This is a genomic window from Phenylobacterium sp. SCN 70-31 (assembly GCF_001724605.1).
Taxonomy (GTDB): domain Bacteria; phylum Pseudomonadota; class Alphaproteobacteria; order Caulobacterales; family Caulobacteraceae; genus Phenylobacterium.
Map to the genome: position 1 here is coordinate 1 of NZ_MEEX01000002.1, position 19560 is coordinate 19560.

17 protein-coding genes are annotated in these 19560 nt (G+C 70.5%); 8 read left to right on the plus strand and 9 right to left on the minus strand.

Annotated features, from left to right (window positions below):
• Window positions 1-126: 126 nt before the first annotated feature.
• Genes ABS78_RS01145 through ABS78_RS01160 form a run of 4 tightly spaced genes read right to left on the minus strand, consistent with a single transcriptional unit; the run spans window position 127 to window position 3459 of the window.
• A complete protein-coding gene (locus ABS78_RS01145) occupies window positions 127-1032 on the minus strand; it encodes an alpha/beta hydrolase (protein WP_293374041.1) in 906 nt (301 codons plus the stop codon).
• Window positions 1020-2066: a zinc-binding dehydrogenase gene (locus ABS78_RS01150; protein ID WP_293374043.1), complete on the minus strand. Its 1047-nt coding sequence runs from the start codon at window positions 2064-2066 to the stop codon at window positions 1020-1022. The genes ABS78_RS01145 and ABS78_RS01150 overlap by 13 nt, the downstream gene beginning before the upstream one ends.
• Window positions 2063-2605 carry a 2,4'-dihydroxyacetophenone dioxygenase family protein gene (locus ABS78_RS01155; protein ID WP_293374045.1) on the minus strand — a complete coding sequence of 181 codons (543 nt, stop codon included), beginning with the start codon at window positions 2603-2605 and terminating at the stop codon, window positions 2063-2065. Before ABS78_RS01155 ends, ABS78_RS01150 begins: the two co-directional genes overlap by 4 nt.
• 20 nt (window positions 2606-2625) lie before the next feature.
• The gene (locus ABS78_RS01160) at window positions 2626-3459 is read right to left on the minus strand and encodes a metal-dependent hydrolase (RefSeq protein ID WP_293374047.1); all 834 of its coding nucleotides are present in this window, start codon (window positions 3457-3459) and stop codon (window positions 2626-2628) included.
• Window positions 3460-3577: 118 nt separating this feature from the next.
• Here ABS78_RS01160 and ABS78_RS01165 point away from each other — a divergent pair, with 118 nt between their 5' ends.
• Window positions 3578-4867: an MFS transporter gene (locus ABS78_RS01165; RefSeq protein WP_293374049.1), complete on the plus strand. Its 1290-nt coding sequence runs from the start codon at window positions 3578-3580 to the stop codon at window positions 4865-4867.
• Between the two features lie 16 nt (window positions 4868-4883).
• Complete coding sequence (locus tag ABS78_RS01170) at window positions 4884-5630, plus strand: class II aldolase/adducin family protein (protein ID WP_293374051.1); 747 nt, start codon at window positions 4884-4886, stop codon at window positions 5628-5630.
• Here ABS78_RS01170 and ABS78_RS01175 read toward each other — a convergent pair.
• A complete protein-coding gene (locus ABS78_RS01175) occupies window positions 5627-6487 on the minus strand; it encodes a phytanoyl-CoA dioxygenase family protein (RefSeq protein ID WP_293374053.1) in 861 nt (286 codons plus the stop codon). The genes ABS78_RS01170 and ABS78_RS01175 overlap by 4 nt on opposite strands.
• Window positions 6488-6575: 88 nt before the next feature.
• Between ABS78_RS01175 and ABS78_RS01180 the strand changes: the two genes are divergently transcribed.
• Window positions 6576-7361, plus strand: a complete 786-nt coding sequence (locus tag ABS78_RS01180; protein ID WP_293374055.1) for an enoyl-CoA hydratase/isomerase family protein — start codon at window positions 6576-6578, stop codon at window positions 7359-7361.
• 1 nt (window position 7362) lies between these two features.
• On the opposite strand, the gene ABS78_RS01185 is transcribed toward ABS78_RS01180, so the two are convergent.
• The 3 genes from ABS78_RS01185 to ABS78_RS01195 form a co-directional block, all read right to left on the minus strand.
• Window positions 7363-9426: a CoA transferase gene (locus tag ABS78_RS01185; RefSeq protein ID WP_293374057.1), complete on the minus strand. Its 2064-nt coding sequence runs from the start codon at window positions 9424-9426 to the stop codon at window positions 7363-7365.
• On the minus strand, window positions 9423-10415 hold the full coding sequence (locus ABS78_RS01190; RefSeq protein WP_293374059.1) for a TauD/TfdA family dioxygenase: 993 nt from the start codon (window positions 10413-10415) through the stop codon (window positions 9423-9425). The genes ABS78_RS01185 and ABS78_RS01190 overlap by 4 nt, the downstream gene beginning before the upstream one ends.
• Before the next feature lie 78 nt (window positions 10416-10493).
• A complete protein-coding gene (locus tag ABS78_RS01195; protein WP_293374060.1) occupies window positions 10494-12632 on the minus strand; it encodes a TonB-dependent receptor in 2139 nt (712 codons plus the stop codon).
• Between the two features lie 233 nt (window positions 12633-12865).
• Between ABS78_RS01195 and ABS78_RS01200 the strand changes: the two genes are divergently transcribed.
• Window positions 12866-14407, plus strand: coding sequence for a class I adenylate-forming enzyme family protein (locus ABS78_RS01200; RefSeq protein ID WP_293374062.1), 1542 nt, complete (start codon window positions 12866-12868; stop codon window positions 14405-14407).
• Here the strand turns inward: ABS78_RS01200 and ABS78_RS01205 are convergent.
• Window positions 14404-15027 (minus strand): TetR/AcrR family transcriptional regulator, encoded by a 624-nt coding sequence (locus ABS78_RS01205; protein ID WP_293374064.1) that lies wholly within the window; start codon window positions 15025-15027, stop codon window positions 14404-14406. The genes ABS78_RS01200 and ABS78_RS01205 overlap by 4 nt on opposite strands.
• 182 nt (window positions 15028-15209) lie before the next feature.
• Between ABS78_RS01205 and ABS78_RS01210 the strand changes: the two genes are divergently transcribed.
• The 4 genes from ABS78_RS01210 to ABS78_RS01225 are packed head-to-tail and all read left to right on the plus strand — an operon-like array spanning window position 15210 to window position 19483.
• On the plus strand, window positions 15210-16418 hold the full coding sequence (locus ABS78_RS01210; RefSeq protein ID WP_293374065.1) for an acetyl-CoA C-acyltransferase: 1209 nt from the start codon (window positions 15210-15212) through the stop codon (window positions 16416-16418).
• On the plus strand, window positions 16415-17227 hold the full coding sequence (locus ABS78_RS01215; RefSeq protein WP_293374067.1) for an enoyl-CoA hydratase/isomerase family protein: 813 nt from the start codon (window positions 16415-16417) through the stop codon (window positions 17225-17227). The genes ABS78_RS01210 and ABS78_RS01215 overlap by 4 nt, the downstream gene beginning before the upstream one ends.
• A complete protein-coding gene (locus ABS78_RS01220; protein WP_293374069.1) occupies window positions 17220-18578 on the plus strand; it encodes a carboxylesterase family protein in 1359 nt (452 codons plus the stop codon). The genes ABS78_RS01215 and ABS78_RS01220 overlap by 8 nt, the downstream gene beginning before the upstream one ends.
• Complete coding sequence (locus tag ABS78_RS01225) at window positions 18575-19483, plus strand: SDR family NAD(P)-dependent oxidoreductase (RefSeq protein ID WP_293374071.1); 909 nt, start codon at window positions 18575-18577, stop codon at window positions 19481-19483. Before ABS78_RS01220 ends, ABS78_RS01225 begins: the two co-directional genes overlap by 4 nt.
• Window positions 19484-19560: the final 77 nt, after the last annotated feature.

Here is a 19560-nt window from a genome sequence, read left to right on the forward strand (position 1 = left end):
TGACCGCGGCTTCCTCCCCTGAAGGCTTCCGAACGCCGGCCCCAGGCCAGGCCCACCTCGCGTGAGGGCCGGCATCCGAAACCCTCAACATGAGCGGACCTTGGCGCTGTTCCGGAGAGCGGACCTTCAGGTGGATGATCGGGCCTTGTCGGCGCGCAGCCTCTTGATGATGGCCGCGCCAACGGTGTCGGGCGCCTCAAGGTGCAGAAAGTGGCCGACTCCGGGCAACACGGAAATCTCTCGTTCGGCCTGGAAGACCTCGGGCGGCAAGGCGCGCTGGAAAAGTTCGGCGGCGACGCAGCCGTCGCGGGCGCCAGCCAAGCCCAGGGTCGGTACCGGGATCGGCGCGGCGAGCAGGGCGGCGGCTTCGGACCATCGCGGGTGCTCCGTATCGAACGCGCGACGGTAGTAGCTAAGCGCACTACGCGCGACCTCAGGGTCGGCGAAGGCGGCGGTCATAGCGGCAATGACCTCTGCGTCCGGCGTCCAGCCCGGCGACCAGCGACGCCAGAAATGGTCCAGCAGGCCTGAGCCAGCGATGAGCACCTCCGGCAGGTCCGGCCGCTGGAGCAGGAAGATGTACCAGGACCGTTCGAGCTGCTCGAGATCGGTGGGCAGAAGCGCGGCGAAGGCGGCTGGGTGAGCCACGGCAAGCACGGTGAGTGAAGCTACGCGGTGTGGGGCCTTGGCGGCGGCGAGCTGAACAAGGCTGGAGCCCCAGTCGTGGCCGATCAGGTGCGCGCGTTCGGCGTCCAGGGCGTCCAGCCAACCAAGGACGTCGTCGATGAGGCTGGCGAGGCCGAAGTCGCCGTCCGGCGACATCGAGCTTGCCTCGTAACCTCGGCAGGTGACGGCAACCGCGCGATAGCCGGCGCGGGCCAGTTCCGGCGCGAGGTAGCGCCACGTCGCCGGCGTGTCGGGGAAGCCGTGCACGAGCAGCACCAGCGGCCCCTCGCCTATCTCGTAGGCCGTGAACGCGAGCGCGCCGACCTGCAGCGTCCGCCGCGTCGCGCCCGGAATCAGGTCTCCCACGGGCGGACCAGGATCTTGGCGTGCCGCTCGGGATCGCTGAGGTCGGCGAAGGCTTGGGTGATGCCCTCCAGCCCCACCGAGCCGGTGAGCAGGGGTCGCCAATTCACCCGGCCGGTTCGGATCAGCTCCAGCGCCTCCGCGAACTCCTCGGCGGCGTAGTAGATGACGAACTGGAGTTTCAGCTCCTTGGTGATGGCCGCCATGGCGGTCAGGCTCTCGTCGCCGACGGCGATGCCGGTGACGAGGATCTGCGCGTCCTTCGGCGCCTCAAGCACCAGACGGTGCAGCATTCCAGGCGCGCCGGTGTTCTCGAAGATCACCACCGGGCGGCCCGGCGCAGCGTCCAAGGCGCGGGCCACGACGCTCCCGGTCCGCGCATCCACCACCGCCGTGGCGCCCAGGGTGGCTGCCATATCCCGGCGGGTGGGCGACAGGTCGCCGGCCACGATGGTCTCGAAACCGCGCGCCCGCAGCACGGCGGCGACCGCCAGGCCGATGGGACCGCAGCCGACGACGACGCAGGCCTCGTCGCCGCGCAGGGCGGCCTTGTTAACGGCGTGAACGGCGACGGCGAACGGCTCGACCAGGGCGGCCGCCTCGTCCGGCACCTCGTCGGGCACGGCCAGCAGCAGCGCCTCGGTCAGCTCCATGTACTCGGCGTAGGCGCCGGGTGTGTCGGGGCGTGAGCCCACCAGCACCGGCGCGCCGCCGCGCACCACGAACGGCATGGACGCGACCCGGTCGCCGGCCCGCAGCGCCTTGGACGTCTGCGGCCCGAAGTCGACGATCTCGCAGACGAACTCGTGGCCCAGCACGGGGCCTTCGCGCAGCGTGCGCTCCATGCCGGCCGTGTCGGCGCCCAGGGCGCGCGCGCGTTCGATGATCTCGGGCGCATGGTGGAAGTAGTGCAGGTCGGAGCCGCAGATGCCGCAGGCGCGCACCTTCACCAGAACATTGCCCGGGCCGGGCCGCGGGATGGGCCGGTCCTCGACCTCGAAGCGGGCGCCCCGCATGACCGCCGCACGCATGGTCATGCGCCCACCACGATCAGCTTGGAGCAGTCGAGGTCCAGCGCCTCGCAGTAGCCGCGGTAGAGGTCGAGGACGGCGCGCGCGTCCAGCACCGAGGTGATCTGCCCCTCGGCATCGAGGTTGATGTTGGCGCCGTAGATGGCGAACCACGTCACCATGCGGCCCTCCATGTCGGGCGGCGTACAGAGCGTGTGGCGCGAGCCCGCGGGCTCGAAGAGGTACGAGCCTGGCCGGTTCACCTCGTCGGGCGTCTCGCGGTAAAACCACGAGCCCTCCAGCGTGACCGCGAAGACGATGCCCGTGTGGTAGTGGGTCGCGACCTGATAGCCGGGCGGCAGGCAGGTCTTCGAGATCCAAAGCCCCTGGCTGAGGTCGACGTGCAGCAGCTGGATCGCCGAGCCGTCGCCCGCCTCCAGCCACGGCAGGTCGTCGTCGCCGATGTGCAGCGTGGGCAAGAGGCCGTCGGCGGGCACGATCGGCCGCGCGGCGCGGGCCTGGACGAAGGCGGCGAGGCGCGGGTCGACCGCGGGGGCGTCATCCATGGGTATTGGCTCCGGGTAGGCTATTGGACGCTGGCGGCGCGGGCGGTGAAGTCGGCGCGCGCGGCTTCGAAACCGGGCGGCAGACGCAACTTCGCGGGGTCGTACCAGGGCATGAAGGTGCCCAGGAGGCGCGGTAGGTAGTCGGCGCGGTAGGCGCGCATTCTCTGCTTGCGGACGGCCGCCCATTCCGGCGTGTCGTAGCGCGCCATGGTCTCGGGATCGGCCGCGATCATCTCGGCGGCGAAGCGGCGGCACCAGGCGTAGTAGTGGCGCTGGAACCAGAGGCTCATCTTGGTGCGGTAGGCGTAGTCGCCAACCACCTTCTCATAGACGTCGAAACACACGGTGCGGTGCTCGATCTCCTCCATGATGTGCCAGTACATCAGGCTGCGGATCGGCTCCTTCATCCAGCCGAACATGCCGGTCTGGATTTGGGTGCGGGCGCCGGCGCAGGTCATGGACTCGAAGCCCTCGCCGTAGGCCAGGTTGAACTTCAGCGGCTTCTCGGCCGACCAGGCGGTGAACTCGGCGGCCACCTCCTTTTCCAGCTCGGCGAGGCGCGGGCCCGACGGGTGGATGCGGCGCACGACCTCGTTCAGGCGCGCGTGCTGGCGGAAGTGTTGCCCCTCCTGGGCGCAGAACCGCTTCATCTCCTCGCGCAGACGCTCGTCGCGGATCTGGGGCATCGCCGCCTGGATCGTGCGGATCAGGTACGGCTCCAGGTAGGGCAGCATCATCCAGGCGCCGACGAAGAAGTACGACATGCCCGGGTCGCCCTTGATGAACACGAGGTCCAGGTCGTCCGGAAACTCGAAGTCCATGCGCCGGACCGGAATTGCTTCGACCGCGCTCACACCCTCGTCCTCCCTCTTCTTACGCCGAGATAAACACTGAACATTTGATTAGTCTACCTCTCATCTGTATGGTGGCCATATGTTCAGCGTTGGCAAGGCGCGGGCGACGGGAGGGACAATGACTGGCTCGACGCCGACGATGACCACACCGCTGGCGGCGGAGGATTCGCGCATAAGCCTGGGCGCCTGGTACGCCATCGCGATCCTGACCGCGGTCTCGTTCTTCAACTACATGGACCGCATGGTGCTCGCCGTCCTGCTCGAGCCCATCAAGGCCGAGCTTGCGCTCACCGACGGCCAGTTGGGCCTGCTGTCGGGCCTGGCGTTCGCGGCCTTCTACGCCACCTTGGGCATTCCCCTAGCCCGCCTCGCCGACCGCTCTTCGCGCGTGCGCCTGCTGGCCGCGTGCCTGGCGCTGTGGAGCGTGATGACGGCCGCCACGGGCCTGGCCCGCAGCTTCGGCCAGCTGTTCCTGGCCCGCGTGGGCGTCGGCGTGGGCGAGGCCGGCTGCGTGCCCGCCGCCCACTCGCTGATCGGCGACTACCTGCCGCCGGCGCGGCGCGCGCTGGGCATCTCGATCTTCCAGGCCGGCGGGCTGGCGGGGCTGAGCGCGGGCCTCGTGATCACCGGCCTGCTCGCCGACCACTTCGGCTGGCGCGCGGCGCTGTGGATCGTGGGGTTGATGGGCACGCCACTGGCGCTAGTCATCCTCTTCACGATGAAGGAGCCGCCCCGGCGCGGGCATGTGGCCGAGGCGGCCGGCGAGCCTGCCCGCGTGGCTATCGGCGCGCTGCTGCGCCGGCCGGCGCTGCGCCATCTGGTGCTGGCGCTCTCGATCGGCGCGTTCGGCACCTATGGGCTGACCCAGTGGCTGCCGGCCTTCTTCATCCGCATCCACGGCTTGACGCTCACCCAGATCGGCCTCTTCTCGGGCACGGCCAGCGGGCTGGGCGGGATCTTCGGCGTGATGCTGGGCGGCTGGCTGGCGATGCGCCTGATCCCGCGCGATCCGCGCTGGGAGCTGTGGCTGCCGGCCATAGCCTACGGAGGCTCGGCGCCGCTCTACGCCGCGGTGTTCCTGGCGCCGTCGCCGTGGATCGCCATCGGCATCAAGCTGTTCGCCACCTTCCTGGCCGCCTCGGGCGGGGGCGTGGCGCTGTCGGCCATCCAGTCGTTCGCCGAGCCGCATCGCCGGGCCACAGCGATCTCGCTCACCCTCTTCCTCTCGTCGCTGCTGGGGCTGGGTCTCGGGCCCTGGCTGGTGGGCGAGGCCAGCGATGCGCTGGCGCCGGCCTTCGGCCGCGAGAGCCTGCGCTACGCGCTCCTGATGTCCACCGGCGCGCTGGTCTGGGCCGGCCTGCACTTCTTCCTCTCGGCCCGCCGCGCGGTGCGCGACCGCGTCGCCTGATCCGGAGCTCCTCCTCATGGCCTACGACGTTCCCTTGCAGACCGAGGCCGAGGTCCGACGCGACCTGGCCGCCGTCTACCGCCTGGCCGCCCTCGAAGGCTGGGACGACCTGATCTTCACCCATATCTCGGCGCGCGCGCCGGGCCCGGAGCACCACTTCCTGATCAACCCGTTCGGCCTGCGGTTCTGCGAGGTGACCGCGTCCAACCTCGTGAAGGTGGGCCTCGACGGCCAGCCGGTGGAGCCCGGCCCGCACCCGGTGAACCCCGCCGGCTTCGTGATCCACTCGGCGCTGCACATGGCGCGGGAGGACGCGCAGTGCGTGATCCACCTCCACACGGACGACGGCGTCGCCATCGCGGCCCAGGCCGACGGGCTGCTGCCGCTGTCGCAGCACGCGATGATGGTGGCCGGCGAGGTCGCCTATCACGACTACGAGGGCATCGCCTTCGACCTGGACGAGCGCGAGCGGCTGGTCCACGACCTGGGCGACCGCCACCTGATGATGCTGCGCAATCACGGCACGCTGTCGGTGGGGCCGAGCTGTGCGGCGGCGTGGCTGGCGATCTACTTCCTGGAGCGCGCCTGCACGATGCAGGTCCGCGCGCAGTCGACCGGCGCGCGGCTGATGACGCCGAACCAGGGCGTGCCCGAGAAAGTCACCGACCAGTCCCGCTCGCTGTTCGACGGCTCGGCCGGCGCCTTCACGTGGCCGGCGCTGCTGCGGAAGCTGGACGCGGAATCGCCGGGCTACGCTGGCTAGCCCAGCTTCTCCTGCTGCACCGAGAAGATCGAGCTGTACTCGCCCGCGCCCCAGTCCGGCGGCATGGGGCACGGCTCGGCGTCGAAGCGCGCGTAGGCGGGCGAGCGGCCGCGCACGATCACATTGGCGAACTTCACCGGGTCCATGATGCGGGTCAGCGGGATCGCGTCGCAGGGCGCATAGGTGTGGAGCAGCAGCGGCCGCATCCGCGGCGAGGTGTTGGCGCGCGAGCCGTGGACCACGCGGCAGTTGTGGACCGTCACCGTGCCCCGCGGGCCGCTGAGCCACCGCAGCCGCGCAGGCTCGAGGCGCGCCGCCTCGGCGTCGGAGAGCGCGCCGGTCCAGGCCCCGTCGGCGTCGCGCAGGGTGTGGAGCGTCTCGCGGTGGCTGCCGGCGTAGACGCCCATGGGCGCCATGTCGGCGTCCACGTCGCAAAGGTAGACTCCGATCGTCAGCGGGCCATAGTTCGAGTGCGGCCAGAACGGAATGTCCTGATGCCAGCGGATCTCCTCGCCGCCCCCGCCTGATTTGAAGTTCAGCTTCGAGTGGTGGAACCGCACGTCCGGGCCCAGCAGGTCCTCGGCCAGATCCACGACCGGTCCGCGCAGGCCGAAGTCCTCGAACAGCGGGTCGAACGCCACCGTCTGCGGGATGCGTCGCAGTATCGGATGCTCGGCCGAATGGCCCGGACCCAGCAGAATGTCGGCGGTGCTCTCGGTCAGGGCGCGGCTGCGATCGACGAACCGATCCGCGACGGCCGAGAGGCGGTCCACCCAGTCGTCGGACAGCCACGCTTCCAGGCAGAGATAGCCGTCGCGGGCGTAAGCCGCCCGATCAGAATCCGTGAGCCGATGCATGACGAAACCCCTGCGTTCGCGCTCACTAAACATTTGCTCAGTCTGAAGCCGGCGTCTAGGCTGTTCGTCAAATTTGGGGAGAGACTTGGTGTCCTTGATCGAGCTGAACCGTGAAGGCCATATCGCGACCGTGACCATCAACCGGGCCGAGCGGCGCAACGCCGTCACGCTGGAGATGATGCAGGAGCTGGAGCGGATCAGCCGCGAGTTCCTGCACGACGAACAGACCCGCGTGGTGATCGTGCGCGCCGAAGGCAAGGACTTCTCGGTCGGCGCGGACCTCTCGAACCCGCCCAGTCAGCGGGCGCAGGCGTCGTTGCTGATGCGCCGCCGCGGGGCGGAGTTCGGCGCCCAACTCATGCGATCGATGCAGGAGATCCCGCAGCCGACCATCTGTGCGGTGCAGGGCATCGCCACCGGGGCCGGCGGCTGCATCACCTCGGCCTGCGACTTCCGGATCGGGGCCGACAACGCCCGCATCGGCTATGGCGAGGTGAAGCTGGGCATCAACCTGATGTGGCATGCCGTGCCGATCTGCGTGCACCTGGTGGGGCCGGCGCGGGCCAAGCAGATGATCATGACCGGCAAGCTGTTCGACGCGGCCACGCTGGAGCGCTGGGGCTTCCTGGACCAGCTCGTGCCGCTGGCCGACCTAGACGCGGCGGCCCGCGAGATGGCCGAGACCTACGCCGCCCTGCCCCCCAACTCGGTGCAGATGATCAAGAAGAGCATCAACCACGTGGCGGGCGCTCTGGACCGGGCGGTCATGCACATGGACGCCGACCAGTGGCTGCTCTCCAGCCTGACCGAGGACTACAAGGAAGCCGTATCGGCCTTTTTCGAGAAGCGCCCGCCTACGTTCAGCGGCAACTAGATCAGTCGAGGAACCCGGCGACGCCGTCGGCGATAAGCCGCTCGGCGTCCTCGGGGCCAAGCCGGTCGGCCAGAATCGCCCTGGTGTGCTGCCCCAGGCGCGGCGGCGGGGTGGCGGCCGGCAGGGCCGCCTCGGCGAAACGCCAGAGACGGCCGGCGTGCTTGCCCTCCCCCAGCCCCGGCGACACCAGCGGGATGAACCAGCCGGCCAGCCGCGGACCGGCCAGGGCGTCCCAGGTGCTGGCGGCAGGCGTCAGGGTCGTGTGCGCCGGATGGTGCTCAACCTCAGCGCCCGCGTCGGCCAGCGCCTGGGCCAGCAGGGCGTCGGCGATGTAGCCCGTCGCGGCCTCCATCATCGAACCGTCGACATGCGCGCCCACGCCCGTGCGCAGGCGGCGGTAAAGCGCAGCCAGGGTGCAGGCGATCATCTGCAGGCCACAGATGGGATCCGCCGGATAGCCGCCCATCAGCACCGGCCGGCCCTGGGCGTCGAGGTTCAGCGCGTCCCAGCCGGCCAGCGCCTCGATCGAGGCGCCGTTGGCCTTGAAGCCGGCATGCGGCCCGAAGGCGCCGAAGCCGCTGAACGACGACATGATTAGGTCAGGGCGGACGGCGCGGAGCTGCTCATAGTCGAGGCCGAAGCGGGCCATCACCTTCGGGGTGAAGTTCTCCAGCACGACGTCGGCGTCGGCGACCAGGCGCCGGAACGCGGCCGCGCCGGCGGGGTGGTTGAGGTCCAGGCCCAAGCCCGACTTGCTGCGGTTCGCGCCGTTGAAGTACCAGCTGCGGTTCTCGGGCGCCGTCGGATCGCCCAGCGCGGCCTCGGCCTGCCCCAGGAAGCGCCAGATGTCGGGGCGCGTGACGCCCTCCACCTTGACCACCTCGGCGCCCAGGTCGGCCAGGGCGATCGCCGCCATGGGGCCGATCCAGGCCTGGGTCAGGTCCAGCACGCGCATGCCGGCCAGGGGAGCTAGGCCATCCGGCGCGGCCGGGCGCGTCGCAGGGGTCCAGCCGAGGCCCGATGCGGACGTGGAGGCCGGCGCCGGCGGCGGGAGGGGGGTGAGCGCCGGCGCGTCGGTCATGAGCGCCGGCCGCCCGGCGAAGGGCAACGATCCCGCGGGGTGCGCGAGCGGCTGGTAGAAGGCGCGGTCCTCGAGCTGCCGGTCCGCCAGCACCTCACGCGGCGACTGAACCTTGCCGCAGGCGACGCCGCGGACCTGCAGGCCCAGGAACACCTCCTCGACGCTGAGCCGGGCGGCGTAGGGCGCCAACGCCGCGGCGACGCGGTCGGTGGTCTCCAGTCGACCGCCTTCGGCCAGACCCTCCAGGTCGACGACGTCGGGCACGCCCAGCACCTCGCGATAGGCCGGCAGGTGCGGTACGACGGCAGGCGCGACCGAGACGTGGCCGTCCAGGCAGCGGATGAGCCGCGCGCCCTCGGGCGTGCCGCCGTTGTGCGCGGTGGGCGCGGGCTGGTGCTGCTCCCGCAGCCACATCACGAAGCTGGCGATGGTCTCAAGACCTGAGACGCTTACGTGATCGCCGAGACCGGTGCGCTCGCGGCCGACGAGCGCGCCCAGGGCGCCGGCGAAGGCGTTGGCGCCGATGGCGTAGGCCATGATGTTCGCCGGCGACGGCAGCGGCGGGCCGTCGGCGGGGCCGTTCAGGCTGAGATAACCGCTGATGGCTTCGAGGTCGGCGATGCACAGCTCACCGAGCGGGCCGATGGTCACGACGACGAGGTGCGGATGGTCGCGGCGCAGGTCGGCCAGGTCGCGCCCCAGCCGCTCCGGCGCATCGCAGACCAGCACGTCAGCGCCGGCCAGCAGCGCCGGGGCCTCGGCGAGCGCGACGCTGCGCTTGCCGCAGGCCAGGACGTCGAACGCCGCCGAGCCCTGCGCGCCGTCCAGCGACCACCGCGGCGCGGCCTGGCGCAGGGGCCCGCCGCCGGGCGGCTCCAGCATCACGACGTCGGCGCCCCAGGCGGCGAACTGGCGGCCGCAGAAGCCGCCGGCCGGCCCGTCGGCGATCTCCAGCACACGCAGGCCGTCGAGCGGCTGGCTCACGCGCGGTCGACCGAGGCCAGGAAGCGCAGCAGCAGGCGCTCGCGCCCGGGCTCGTCCTCGAACGCCGTGCGCGCGTGCAGGGCGACATGGTTGTTCAGCACCTGCACGTCGCCGGGGCGCATGAAGAAAGAGAGGCCGATCCCCGGCTCGGCGGCGATCGCGTCGTAGAGATCGAGGAGTTCCAGGTGCGCGGGCGGCAGGGCCAGGTGGCGCGCGGCGCTGCGGAAGTAGTCTGACAGATAGGCCGTGTGCAGCGCGCCGTCGGCGTAGGCGCAGGGCGTGAGTGCGGCGTAGGCCTCGGCCCCCGGCTGGTGCTCGTTCCGCAGGTCCAGCGCCAGCGGTTCGAACAGCAGTGCGGCCAGGTCGGGGCGGCGTTTGTGCAGCTCGTTGTAGACGGTGACCGAGCTGGCGATCCGGCTCTCGCCCCCGCGTACGGCAGGCCGCACGCACAGGAGGCCTACGAGGTCGGATGCGTCGCAGTGGAAGCGGAACTCGCCGGCCGTGGCGTAGAGGCGGGCGTAGGGATCGCGTTTCGCGGCCCCAGTGTCTCGCACCTGGCCGATCACGTCGCCCTGCGGGTTCTGCAGGCCCAGGTGGCCGAACTGGAGGCCCAGCGCACGGGTGAACAGGTCCTGCATGGCGGGCGTCCACTGCGTCACCGGCACGCCGCGCAGGACGAGGAAGCCGCGGCCGTGCAGCAGGGTCTCGCGCCAGCGCTGCAGCGTGGGCGCGATGGCCGCCAGCGGGAAGTCCTCGGCGACGAGGTTGTCGGGGTTCCGGCCGCCGGCGGCGACGGCCACCAGCGCCTGCTCGAACGCCGCGATCACATTCGGCGTCAGCTCTTCGGCCCAGGAGCCGTCGGCCAGCAGGTCGCCGCCGTACCACGCCGCCTCTCCCACGACGGCGCCCGCCGGCGGGCCGACGTGGTCGCGCGCCAGGAAGTGCGCGGACTGTTCTGAAATGGAGAGGAGACGAGCGCCGTCGGCCATACGCAGATCCTGAGGAAAGCGGCGATCGCGGCCAGGGTCCGCGATCGCCAGTCAGGTTAGGACGGGGAGGAAATCGCCCTAGAAGTTCACCGACAGCTGCACGCCGTAGCGGCGCGGATAGAGGATCTGTACGGCGGTGGAACCAAGGGCGACGGGGTCCTTGTCGTCCAGGCCGTTGAGCATGAAGCCCTCCAGCCGCCAGTTGTCCTTCTGGACGCCCATCCGGACGGTCAGGTCGTTCAGCTCGCCCGCCTTCAGGTTCTTAACCGTGGCGTCGATCACGTCGTCGCGGAACGAGTAGCCCAGGTAGAACGTGCCCGTGACGCCGCCCAGCGCCGCCAGCTCGCGCTTGTAGTCGGCCGAGACGGTCAGGCTCATGTCCGGCACGTTCGGCACCTTGCCGCCCTTGCGGATCGCCGTGCCGACCGCGAGGTTACCCACGACGCTCTTGAAGCGGGCGTCCTGGATGTTGCCGGTGGCCGCGAGCGTCAGGCCCTGAACGCCGTCGGGGCGGTAGGCCAGGCCGAAGTCGGCGCCTTCGATCTTGGCGTCGCCGCCATTGGCCAGCGAGATGACCGCCGCCGTCGCGAACTGGACCAGCACGTTGTCCCAGTCGGTGCGATAGGCCGAGGCCTCGGCCAGGAGCTGGCCGTCGAGCAGTTCCCAGCGCGTGCCGAGTTCATAGGTCCACAGCTTGTCGGGCTGGACGCTGGTCTGGATGGTGCCCGCGGGCAGGCCCAGGGTGACGTTCGCCGCGTTGGCCTGGGCCGGCGTTTGCAGCGCGCCCGAGCGGAAGCCCTTGGCGGCGTTGAAGTAGACCGTGCCGTTCTCGGCGGGCTTGATCTTCAGGTTGAAGCGCGGGTTGAAGCTGTCGAACTTGAGCTGGCCGATGCGCGGCGCGCCGATCGCCCGGTCGACGCCGTCCACGCTGCGGTCGTCCTTGAAGTACGACAGGCCGAACAGGGGTTCGACCACGCCGCCGAACAGCTTCGTCGAGACCTCGCCGAACACCGAGTACGAGTCGGTGTCGATGGTGCCCAGGGTATTGATGATGCTGGTCTTGGCCGCCGTCAGCGTCGCCTGGGAATAGTAGAAGATGTCCGAGCGGATCTTGGCGTTGCGGGTGTAGCCGCCGACGATCCAGCGCACCGAGCTGTCGGCCTTCGACGAGAGCCGGATCTCGTTCGTGTACGACTTCGTGTGGAAGTTCGACTCGTTGACGAGGATCGTAAGCAGCGGAGTGATGAAGTCGAGCTCGTGGTCCACGTACGAGGTGTTGACCGTGAGGTCGCCGATGCTCGTCTGCCAGTTCAGCGTGGCCGAATAGATGTCGGCGTCGACGTCGGTATAGCCGCGACGGCCGCCCGTGCCGACGATGCCCGGCAGGTTGAACGGCGTGGGCGCCAGCGCCGACGTCGTCGCGTTCTTGGGCGTCAGGCTGTTCGAGAAGTCCTGGGTGTTTCGGATCAGCCAGACGAAGCCGGTGAGTTGCACGTCGTCGGTGGGCTCGTAGCCCAGGGTCAGACGCGCGTTCTTGCCGGTGAAGTCGTTGACGTTGCGCTCGCGCAGCTCGGGCGCCTCGGCATAGCCGCTGAGCCGCTCGTAGCCGGCCGACAGGCGGGCGGCCAGCTTACCCTCGACCAGGGGCATGTTGACCACGGCGTCGGCGTTGTAGTTCGTGCCGCCGCCCTCGGTGTTCGAAAGCTCGGCCTGGGCCTTGCCCGAGAACTTGGTCGGGTCCGGCTTGGCGGTGATCAGCTTGATCGTGCCGCCCATCGAGCCCTGGCCATACAGGGTGCCGGAGGGGCCGCGGATCACTTCCACCCGCTCCAGGTCCAGCAGGCGGGCCGGCGGCGTCAGCTGCAGGTTCGGGACGCCGAACGGGGTGTCGTCGATGTAGTAGCCGACCAGGCCGTCGCCGGTGGTGCCGCTGCTGACGCCGCGGATCTGCACGGTCTCGAAGCCCGGCGTGGTGCTGGAGACGATGCTGGCGCCCGGGATCAACTTGGTGAGGTCCGACACCTTGGCCGCCCCGCTGCGCTCGACCGCCTCGCCGCTCAGCGACTGCACCGACAGCGGCACCTCGATCAGCTTTTCCGCACGCTTCTGGGCGGTGACGACCAGCTCGGCGACCGTACCGTCGTCCGCGGCCATCGCCACGCCCGGCGCGGCGACCAGCGAGGCGCAGCTCGCCATCAGAATTGCACGTACGTTCATTGCCATGAGACTCCCCCTCGGACCTCAGTTGAGGCCACAGCGTTTTCTTTCCGCGAGAGCGGTCGACTCGATGAGCTGCCGCCTCGCCGCATTTTCACAAACTAAACACTTGTACAGTCTCGTGGCAAGCGGCATCGTGAGAACGACGGATTTGGCCGGCGATGGCGTGCGCAACGCAGATGACGCCGAACAGGGTAAACAAACGTATGGTCGGAAAAAGCACACCGCGGCGTATGGCGGATCTTCTCCGCCGCGCGGTGGACACCGAAGCCCAGGCGCCCGCCGCCTCGCAGGAGGGCGGTCGTCTCTCATATGCCCAACTGGCCGCGGAGGTGGATCGCTACGCCCGCGCCCTGCTGGCGCGGGGTCTGCGGCGCGGCGACCGGCTGGCAATGCTGGCCGCGCCGTCGGTCGATTTCTGGATCGTCTTCCACGCGGCCGCCTCAATCGGCGTCACCTGGCTGGGGGTCAATCCGCGCTACCAGGCGCGCGATTTCGAACACATGCTGGCCGACTCGGAGCCCGCCCTGCTGGTGGTGATGTCGCCCTTCGACGGGCGCGACTATTGCGAGGAACTGGCGGCGATCGCGCCCGGCGCTCGCATGATCTGCCACGGCGAACCCTCGGCCGGCGCGGTGTCGCGGGAGGTGTTCCTGGCGGCCGGCGACGCCATCGACGACGCGACGCTGGCGGCCGCCCGCGCGGCGGTCGATCCCGAGGACACGGCCCTCATCGTCTACACCTCGGGCACCACCGGAAAGCCCAAGGGCGCGGAGCTGTCGCACCGGGCCATCGTGGCCTCGGCGCTGGCGAACCTGGCCTGGATGGGGGCCGAGGCCCTGCAGAGCTCGGTCTGCGCCGCGCCCGTCAACCACGTGGGCGCGATCAACAACCTCTGCATGCCGATCCTGGCGGCCGGCGGACACATCATCTTCCATCCACGTGTCGACGTGGCCGCCATCGGCGAGATCAGCCGGCGCGAGCAGCCGACGTACCTGGTCTCCTCCCCCACGGGCTTCGCCATGATGTTGCAGCAGCCGGTGGGCATGGCCGAGAGGCTGAAGACCACGCGCCTCATCGTGTTCGGCGGCGCGGTAACACCCGAGGCGGTGCTGGAGCAGTTCGCCCGCCCGGGCCTGCGCCTGTCGAACGTCTACGGCCAGAGCGAGACCTGCGGGATCATCACCCGGACCGGCGAAGACGCGACGCTGAAGGTGATGTCCGAGACCATCGGCGAGGTGCTGCCCGGCGCCGAACTGCGCGTCGCCGACCCGGCGACCAACCTGCCCTGCCCGCCCGACCAGCTGGGCGAGATCCAGGTGCGCGGGCCGTACCTGATGAGCGGCTATTTCCGGAACCCGGAGGCCTCGGCCGCCGCCTTCACGCCCGACGGCTTCCTGCGGACCGGCGACCTGGGCGTGCTGCGCGAGGACGGCAACGTGGTCTTCGGCGGGCGGCTGAAGGAGATGTTCAAGTCGGGCGGCTACAACGTCTATCCGGTCGAGGTGGAGCAGGCGATCTGCGAGCACCCGGCCGCCGCCATCGCCGCAGTCGTCGCCGCCCCGCACCCGACGTACCAGGAGGTGGGCCACGCCTTCGTCGAGCTCGCGCCCGGCGCGTCGGTCAGCGCCGACGAGCTGCGCGCGTTCCTGCGCAGCCGGATCGCCAACTATAAGGTCCCGAAGAGCTTCACCCTGGCGCCCGAACTGCCGCGGCTGCCGAACGGCAAGGTCGACAAGTTGGCGCTGAAAGCCGAGGCGCTGGCAGCCGGCTAGTCGGCGGCGCGGCGGCCCGCGGTCCCGCGCCGGATCAGGCTCATGTAGGCCCGGTGACGGCGCTGCCAGAGGTCGCGGTCGTAACCCGAACGGCCCAGCACGCGCTTGATGTAGGGGTCGAACACCATGGTGCCGATCTCAAGGTACATCATCAGGAACGGCAGCCAGAGCCGGTCGACGTCGGGGGCGATCTGGCCGGCGGCGTCCATCCGCATCACTGTAGCCTGCACGAAGCCGTAGAAGCGCTGGAACAGCGAGAAGCCCCAGTCGCTCTCCTCCAGCAGCGCGCGGCGGAAGTAGGCGACGATCGTCGGCCAGTCGTCGGCATGGCGCTCGATCCAGGCGTCGATCACCTCCGCCGGGTCCAGGGTCGTGCTCAGCTCCTGGGTCGCTGCGCCGGTGATGGCGTCTTCGAACTGCGCGATGAAGAACTCGTCCACTGCCTCGCGTAGGCCGTCCTTGGACCCGAAGTGATGGTTGATGAGGCCGACGCTGACGCTGGAGGCCGCGGCGATGTCGCGGACCGTGACGCTGTCGAACCCCTTCTCCGCAAACAGCACGAAGGCGGTGCGCACGAGGCGCTCGCGCCCGTCCGGGTTATCCCGCTGCCCCTGAACCACGTCCGCCCCTCCACTCGTCGCGGGCGAGTCTGTCGGAGCGTTCAGCAGAAAGCCAGATTTTTCGCGGTCCGCGTGTCGTGACGTTCAGCAATTGGGCAGTACTGACACCTGCCAGAAGGCTTGCATCGCGACTGAACCTCAAATACTGCACATTTGTTCAGTTTAGTCGGGGAGAAGCCAAAATGCGTGAAGCCGTCATCGTCTCGGTCGCCCGGACCGGCTTGGCCAAGTCGCTGCGAGGCAGCCTCAACGCCACACACCCCATCACCTATGCCGGTCACGCGATCAGCCACGCCATCGCCCGCGCCGGCGTCGACCCGGCAGAGATCGAGGATGTCGTCCTGGGCTCCGGTCATCCCGAAGGGGCCACGGGCTATGACATCGCCCGCACCGCCGCGCTGAAAGCGGGCTGTCCGGTGACCACGTCTGGCGTCACCCTCAACCGCTTCTGCTCATCCGGCCTCCAGGCCGTGGCGGCCGCGGCGGGCCGCATCCGCGTCGAGGATGCGCCCGTCGTCGTCGCCGGGGGTGTGGAGAGCATCTCGCTGGTCCAGCTCGGCGGGCACATGAACACCTTCCATCTGCAGGAGCCCGAGCTGGCGAAGGCCAAGCCCGAGCTGTGGATGTCGATGATCGAGACCGCCGAGGTCGTCGCCGACCGCTACGGCGTCACCCGGGAGGCGCAGGACGCCTACGCGTTCGAGTCTCAGCGTCGCACGGCCGCCGCCCAGGCCGCCGGCCTCTTCGCCGACGAGATCGTGCCCCTGCCCGTCCGCCGCGCCGTCGTCGACAAGGCGACCGGCGCCGTCAGCCTGGTCGACGGTGTCCTCGATACTGACGAGTGCAACCGCCCGGGCACCACCGCCGAGGGTCTCGCGTCGCTCAAGCCGGTGTTGCGCAATGGCCAGCGGTTCGCCGAGGGCAAGACCGTCACCGCCGGCAACGCCAGCCAGCAGGCGGACGGCGCGGCGGCCCTGCTGATGATGGAGGCCCAGGAAGCGGCCCGACGCGGGCTGTCGCCGCTGGGCGCCTTCCGAGGCTTCGCGGTCGCCGGCTGCGAGCCCGACGAAATGGGCATCGGCCCGGTCTTCGCCGTCCCGCGCCTCCTGGAGCGCCACGGCCTGACGGTCGACGACATCGACCTGTGGGAACTGAACGAGGCCTTCGCCTCGCAATGCCTCTACAGCCGCGACAAGCTGGGCATCGACCCGGCCAGGTACAACGTCAACGGCGGCGCCATCGCCGTCGGCCACCCCTACGGCATGACCGGCGCCCGCTGCGTGGGACACGTGCTGCTGGAAGGCCGCCGTCGCAAGGCCAGGTACGGCGTCGTCACCATGTGCGTCGGCTCCGGCATGGGGGCGGCCGGGCTGGTGGAGATCTTCCATTGAGAGACGGCCCGCTGGACCGCGACTTCGCCCACATCCGGGTGCGGCGCGCGGGCGCCGTGGTCGAGGTCTCGCTGGCCCGGCCGGAGGCGCGCAACGCGCTGCAGGCGCTGACGATCCACGAGCTGACCGAGGTGGCCCAGCTGTTGCGGCGGCGCAGCGACGTGGCGGCCGTGATCCTGGCGGGCGCACCGACCTTCTTCTCGGCCGGCGCCGACGTGGCCGACTTCGAGAACCGCATCCGCGCGCCCACGCTGCTCGAGACCCGCGACGTGGTCATGGCCGGGCCCGACATGTGCCAGGCCTGGGAGGAGATCGAGGCCGTCACCATCGCCGCGATCGAGGGCTATTGCGTCGGCGGCGCCTGCGCCCTGGCGCTGGCTTGTGACTTCCGGATCCTGGGCGGCTCGGCCTTCCTACGGCTGCCCGAGGTGGCGCTGGGCGTGAACATGAGCTGGCGCACCGTGCCGCGCGTCACCGCGCTGGTCGGGCCGGCGCGGGCCAAGCGCTTCGTGATCTTCGGCGAGCGCACCGACGCGCCCACCTGCCTGCACTGGGGCCTCGCCGACGCCGTCGTCGACGACGGCCGGACGGTGGACGAAGCCCAGGCCTGGGCCGCGCGCGTGACCGCCCTGCCGCCGCTGCCCGTGCGAATGACCAAGGAGCAGGTCAACGCCACCGCGCATGCCCTGTCGCACGCCGCCAGCTACATGGACCGCGACCAGTACCTGGTGACCAGCCGCACCCGCGACTTCGCCGAGGGTCGCGAGGCCTTCCTGCAGCGCCGCGACGCGGAGTTCACCGGTGACTGAGGTCCGGGCGCGTGTGGCGCAGGGCGTGCTGATCCGGCGGCGTGAGGGCGGCGTCGACCGATACCTGGGTGTGCCCTACGCGGCCCCACCGGTGTGCGCGCTGCGGTGGCGAGCGCCCGAGCTGCCGACGCCCTGGCGCGAACCGCGCGAGGCCCTGGCGTTCGGCCCGGATTCGCTGCAGCCGCCCTTCCCCGGCTGGGACGGCTCGCGCGGCGCGGGTATGAACGAGGACTGCCTCTACCTCAACGTCTGGGCGCCTGCAGAGGCCCGGGACGCCCCCGTGCTGGTCGTGATCCATGGCGGTGGCTTCCAGCTCCTGTCCGGCGCCTACGACGCCTTCGACGGATCGCGGCTGGCCGCCGAGGGCGTCGTGGTCGTGACCTTCAACTACCGGCTGGGCCTGCTGGGCTTCTCCGGCGGGTCGTGGTGGCTGCGCGACCAGATCGCCGCGCTGGCCTGGGTGCAGGCCAACATCGCCGCGTTTGGCGGCGCGGCCGACCGCGTCACCATCATCGGCGTCTCGGCAGGTGGGGTGAGCGTCAACGCGCTCACCATCTCGCCGGCGGCCCGCGGACTCTTCTGCCAGGCGATCAGCGTCTCGGGCGCGGGCGGCAGCCTCTTCACCCTGGCCGACCATCCGCCTCAGCCGGCGCTCGGGGATGCGCCGCCGGTCTACGCGTCCGCCTTCGCGACCGGGGCCGGCGAGTTGCCCGTCGTCGACGGCGACCTGATCCCGGCGCTGCCGTCGCAGGCGCTGCGCAAAGGGGCCTCCAACGCGGCCCGCTTGGTGGTGGTGTTCTCGACCGGCGAAGGCTCGCTGCTCGACGAACTCGACGTGCCGACCGACGCCCTGGCGCAGGCCCTCCTGGCCCAGACCCCGGCGGCGGAGCGCGGCCCCGTCACCCCCGATGCCCAGGCGCTCTACAGCCACCTCGTCTTCCGCCAGCCCGCGCTGGCGCTGGCCGACGCCGCGGCGGACGCCGGCGCCCCGACCTATGTCGCCGACTACGACGCCCTGCCCGCGGCGGCCCGAGGCGCCCTGCGCAGCGCCGGCCACGGCGCGGCGCTCTACGACATCCTGGGCAACCCCAACCCGTCGCCGGCGATCGCGGCGCTGGCCGGCGATCCACAGGACGACCGCCACAGCGCAGGGTTCCGGCGCCGCGTGCTGAACTTCGTGCGCGGCGGACCGCCCGACGGCGCCGATGGGCCGTCCTGGCCGCTGCACGCTGCCGGCCAGCCCCGCGCGCTCCGCATCGACCGCACGGGCGAACCCAGCATCGGCCCCGTTCTCGGCCTTCAGGACCTCGCGGCCCTCCGCGACCTCAACAGACAGGACCATACCTCATGAGCATCCGCTTCGACGGCCGCGTGGCCATCGTCACCGGCGCCGGCGCCGGTCTCGGCCGCAGCCACGCCCTGGGCCTGGCGACGCGTGGCGCTCGCGTAGTCGTCAACGACTTCGGCGGCGACGTGCATGGCGCGGGCGCCTCATCGGAGCCCGCCGAGCGGGTGGCCGCCGAGATCCGCGCGGCCGGCGGCGACGCCATCGCCCACGGCGCCGACGTGACCAACCCCGACCAGGTCGCGGATATGGTCGCCACCGCCATCTCGACCTGGGGCCAGGTCGACATCCTGATCAACAACGCGGGCATCCTGCGTGACGCCAGCTTCGCTAAGATGAGCCTCGCCGACTTCCGCAAGGTGGTCGAGGTACACCTGATGGGCTCGGTCACCTGCACGCACGCCGTCTGGCCGCACATGCGGGCGGCCAATTACGGCCGCATCCTGATGACCACCTCGTCCAGCGGGCTCTACGGCAACTTCGGCCAGTCGAACTACGGTGCGGCCAAGACCGCCCTGGTCGGCCTGATGAACGTGCTGCAGATCGAGGGCGAGAAGAACGGCATCCGGGTGAACACCCTCGGGCCCGGCGCGGCGACGCGCATGACCGAAGCGCTGATCACCCCCGACATCCTGAAGCTCATGACGCCGGAGTCTGTGACGCCCACGGCGCTGTTCCTGGTCTCGGAGGACGCGCCCCGCCGCACGATCCTGAACGCCACCGCCGGCGGCGTCTCGCGCACCTACCTGCACGAGACCGAGGGCGTGTTCCTGCCGCCGGCCGATAACACGCCCGAGACCATCGCGGCCCTCTTCGACCGCATCTCGGACACGGCCGACCAGCACCTCTATGAGACCGGCGGCGGCCAGGTCATGAAGTTCGTGGGCAAGGCGTCGGTGGCGGCGGGATAGCGCCAGTTCCCGACGCTCGGCGCAAAGGAGCCAGGCCTCTCCAACCCGCTCTTTCAGCCAGCGCTGAACGCACCGCC

What these genes read in the sequence shown, in the direction of transcription:
- ABS78_RS01165 (WP_293374049.1), top strand. Translation starts at nt 3,578, where the DNA reads ATGACTGGCTCGACGCCGACGATGACCACACCGCTGGCGGCGGAGGAT.
- ABS78_RS01170 (WP_293374051.1), top strand. Translation starts at nt 4,884, where the DNA reads ATGGCCTACGACGTTCCCTTGCAGACCGAGGCCGAGGTCCGACGCGAC.
- ABS78_RS01195 (WP_293374060.1), bottom strand. Translation starts at nt 12,632, where the DNA reads ATGAACGTACGTGCAATTCTGATGGCGAGCTGCGCCTCGCTGGTCGCC.
- ABS78_RS01200 (WP_293374062.1), top strand. Translation starts at nt 12,866, where the DNA reads ATGGCGGATCTTCTCCGCCGCGCGGTGGACACCGAAGCCCAGGCGCCC.
- ABS78_RS01175 (WP_293374053.1), bottom strand. Translation starts at nt 6,487, where the DNA reads ATGCATCGGCTCACGGATTCTGATCGGGCGGCTTACGCCCGCGACGGC.
- ABS78_RS01225 (WP_293374071.1), top strand. Translation starts at nt 18,575, where the DNA reads ATGAGCATCCGCTTCGACGGCCGCGTGGCCATCGTCACCGGCGCCGGC.
- ABS78_RS01210 (WP_293374065.1), top strand. Translation starts at nt 15,210, where the DNA reads ATGCGTGAAGCCGTCATCGTCTCGGTCGCCCGGACCGGCTTGGCCAAG.
- ABS78_RS01190 (WP_293374059.1), bottom strand. Translation starts at nt 10,415, where the DNA reads ATGGCCGACGGCGCTCGTCTCCTCTCCATTTCAGAACAGTCCGCGCAC.
- ABS78_RS01150 (WP_293374043.1), bottom strand. Translation starts at nt 2,066, where the DNA reads ATGACCATGCGTGCGGCGGTCATGCGGGGCGCCCGCTTCGAGGTCGAG.
- ABS78_RS01155 (WP_293374045.1), bottom strand. Translation starts at nt 2,605, where the DNA reads ATGGATGACGCCCCCGCGGTCGACCCGCGCCTCGCCGCCTTCGTCCAG.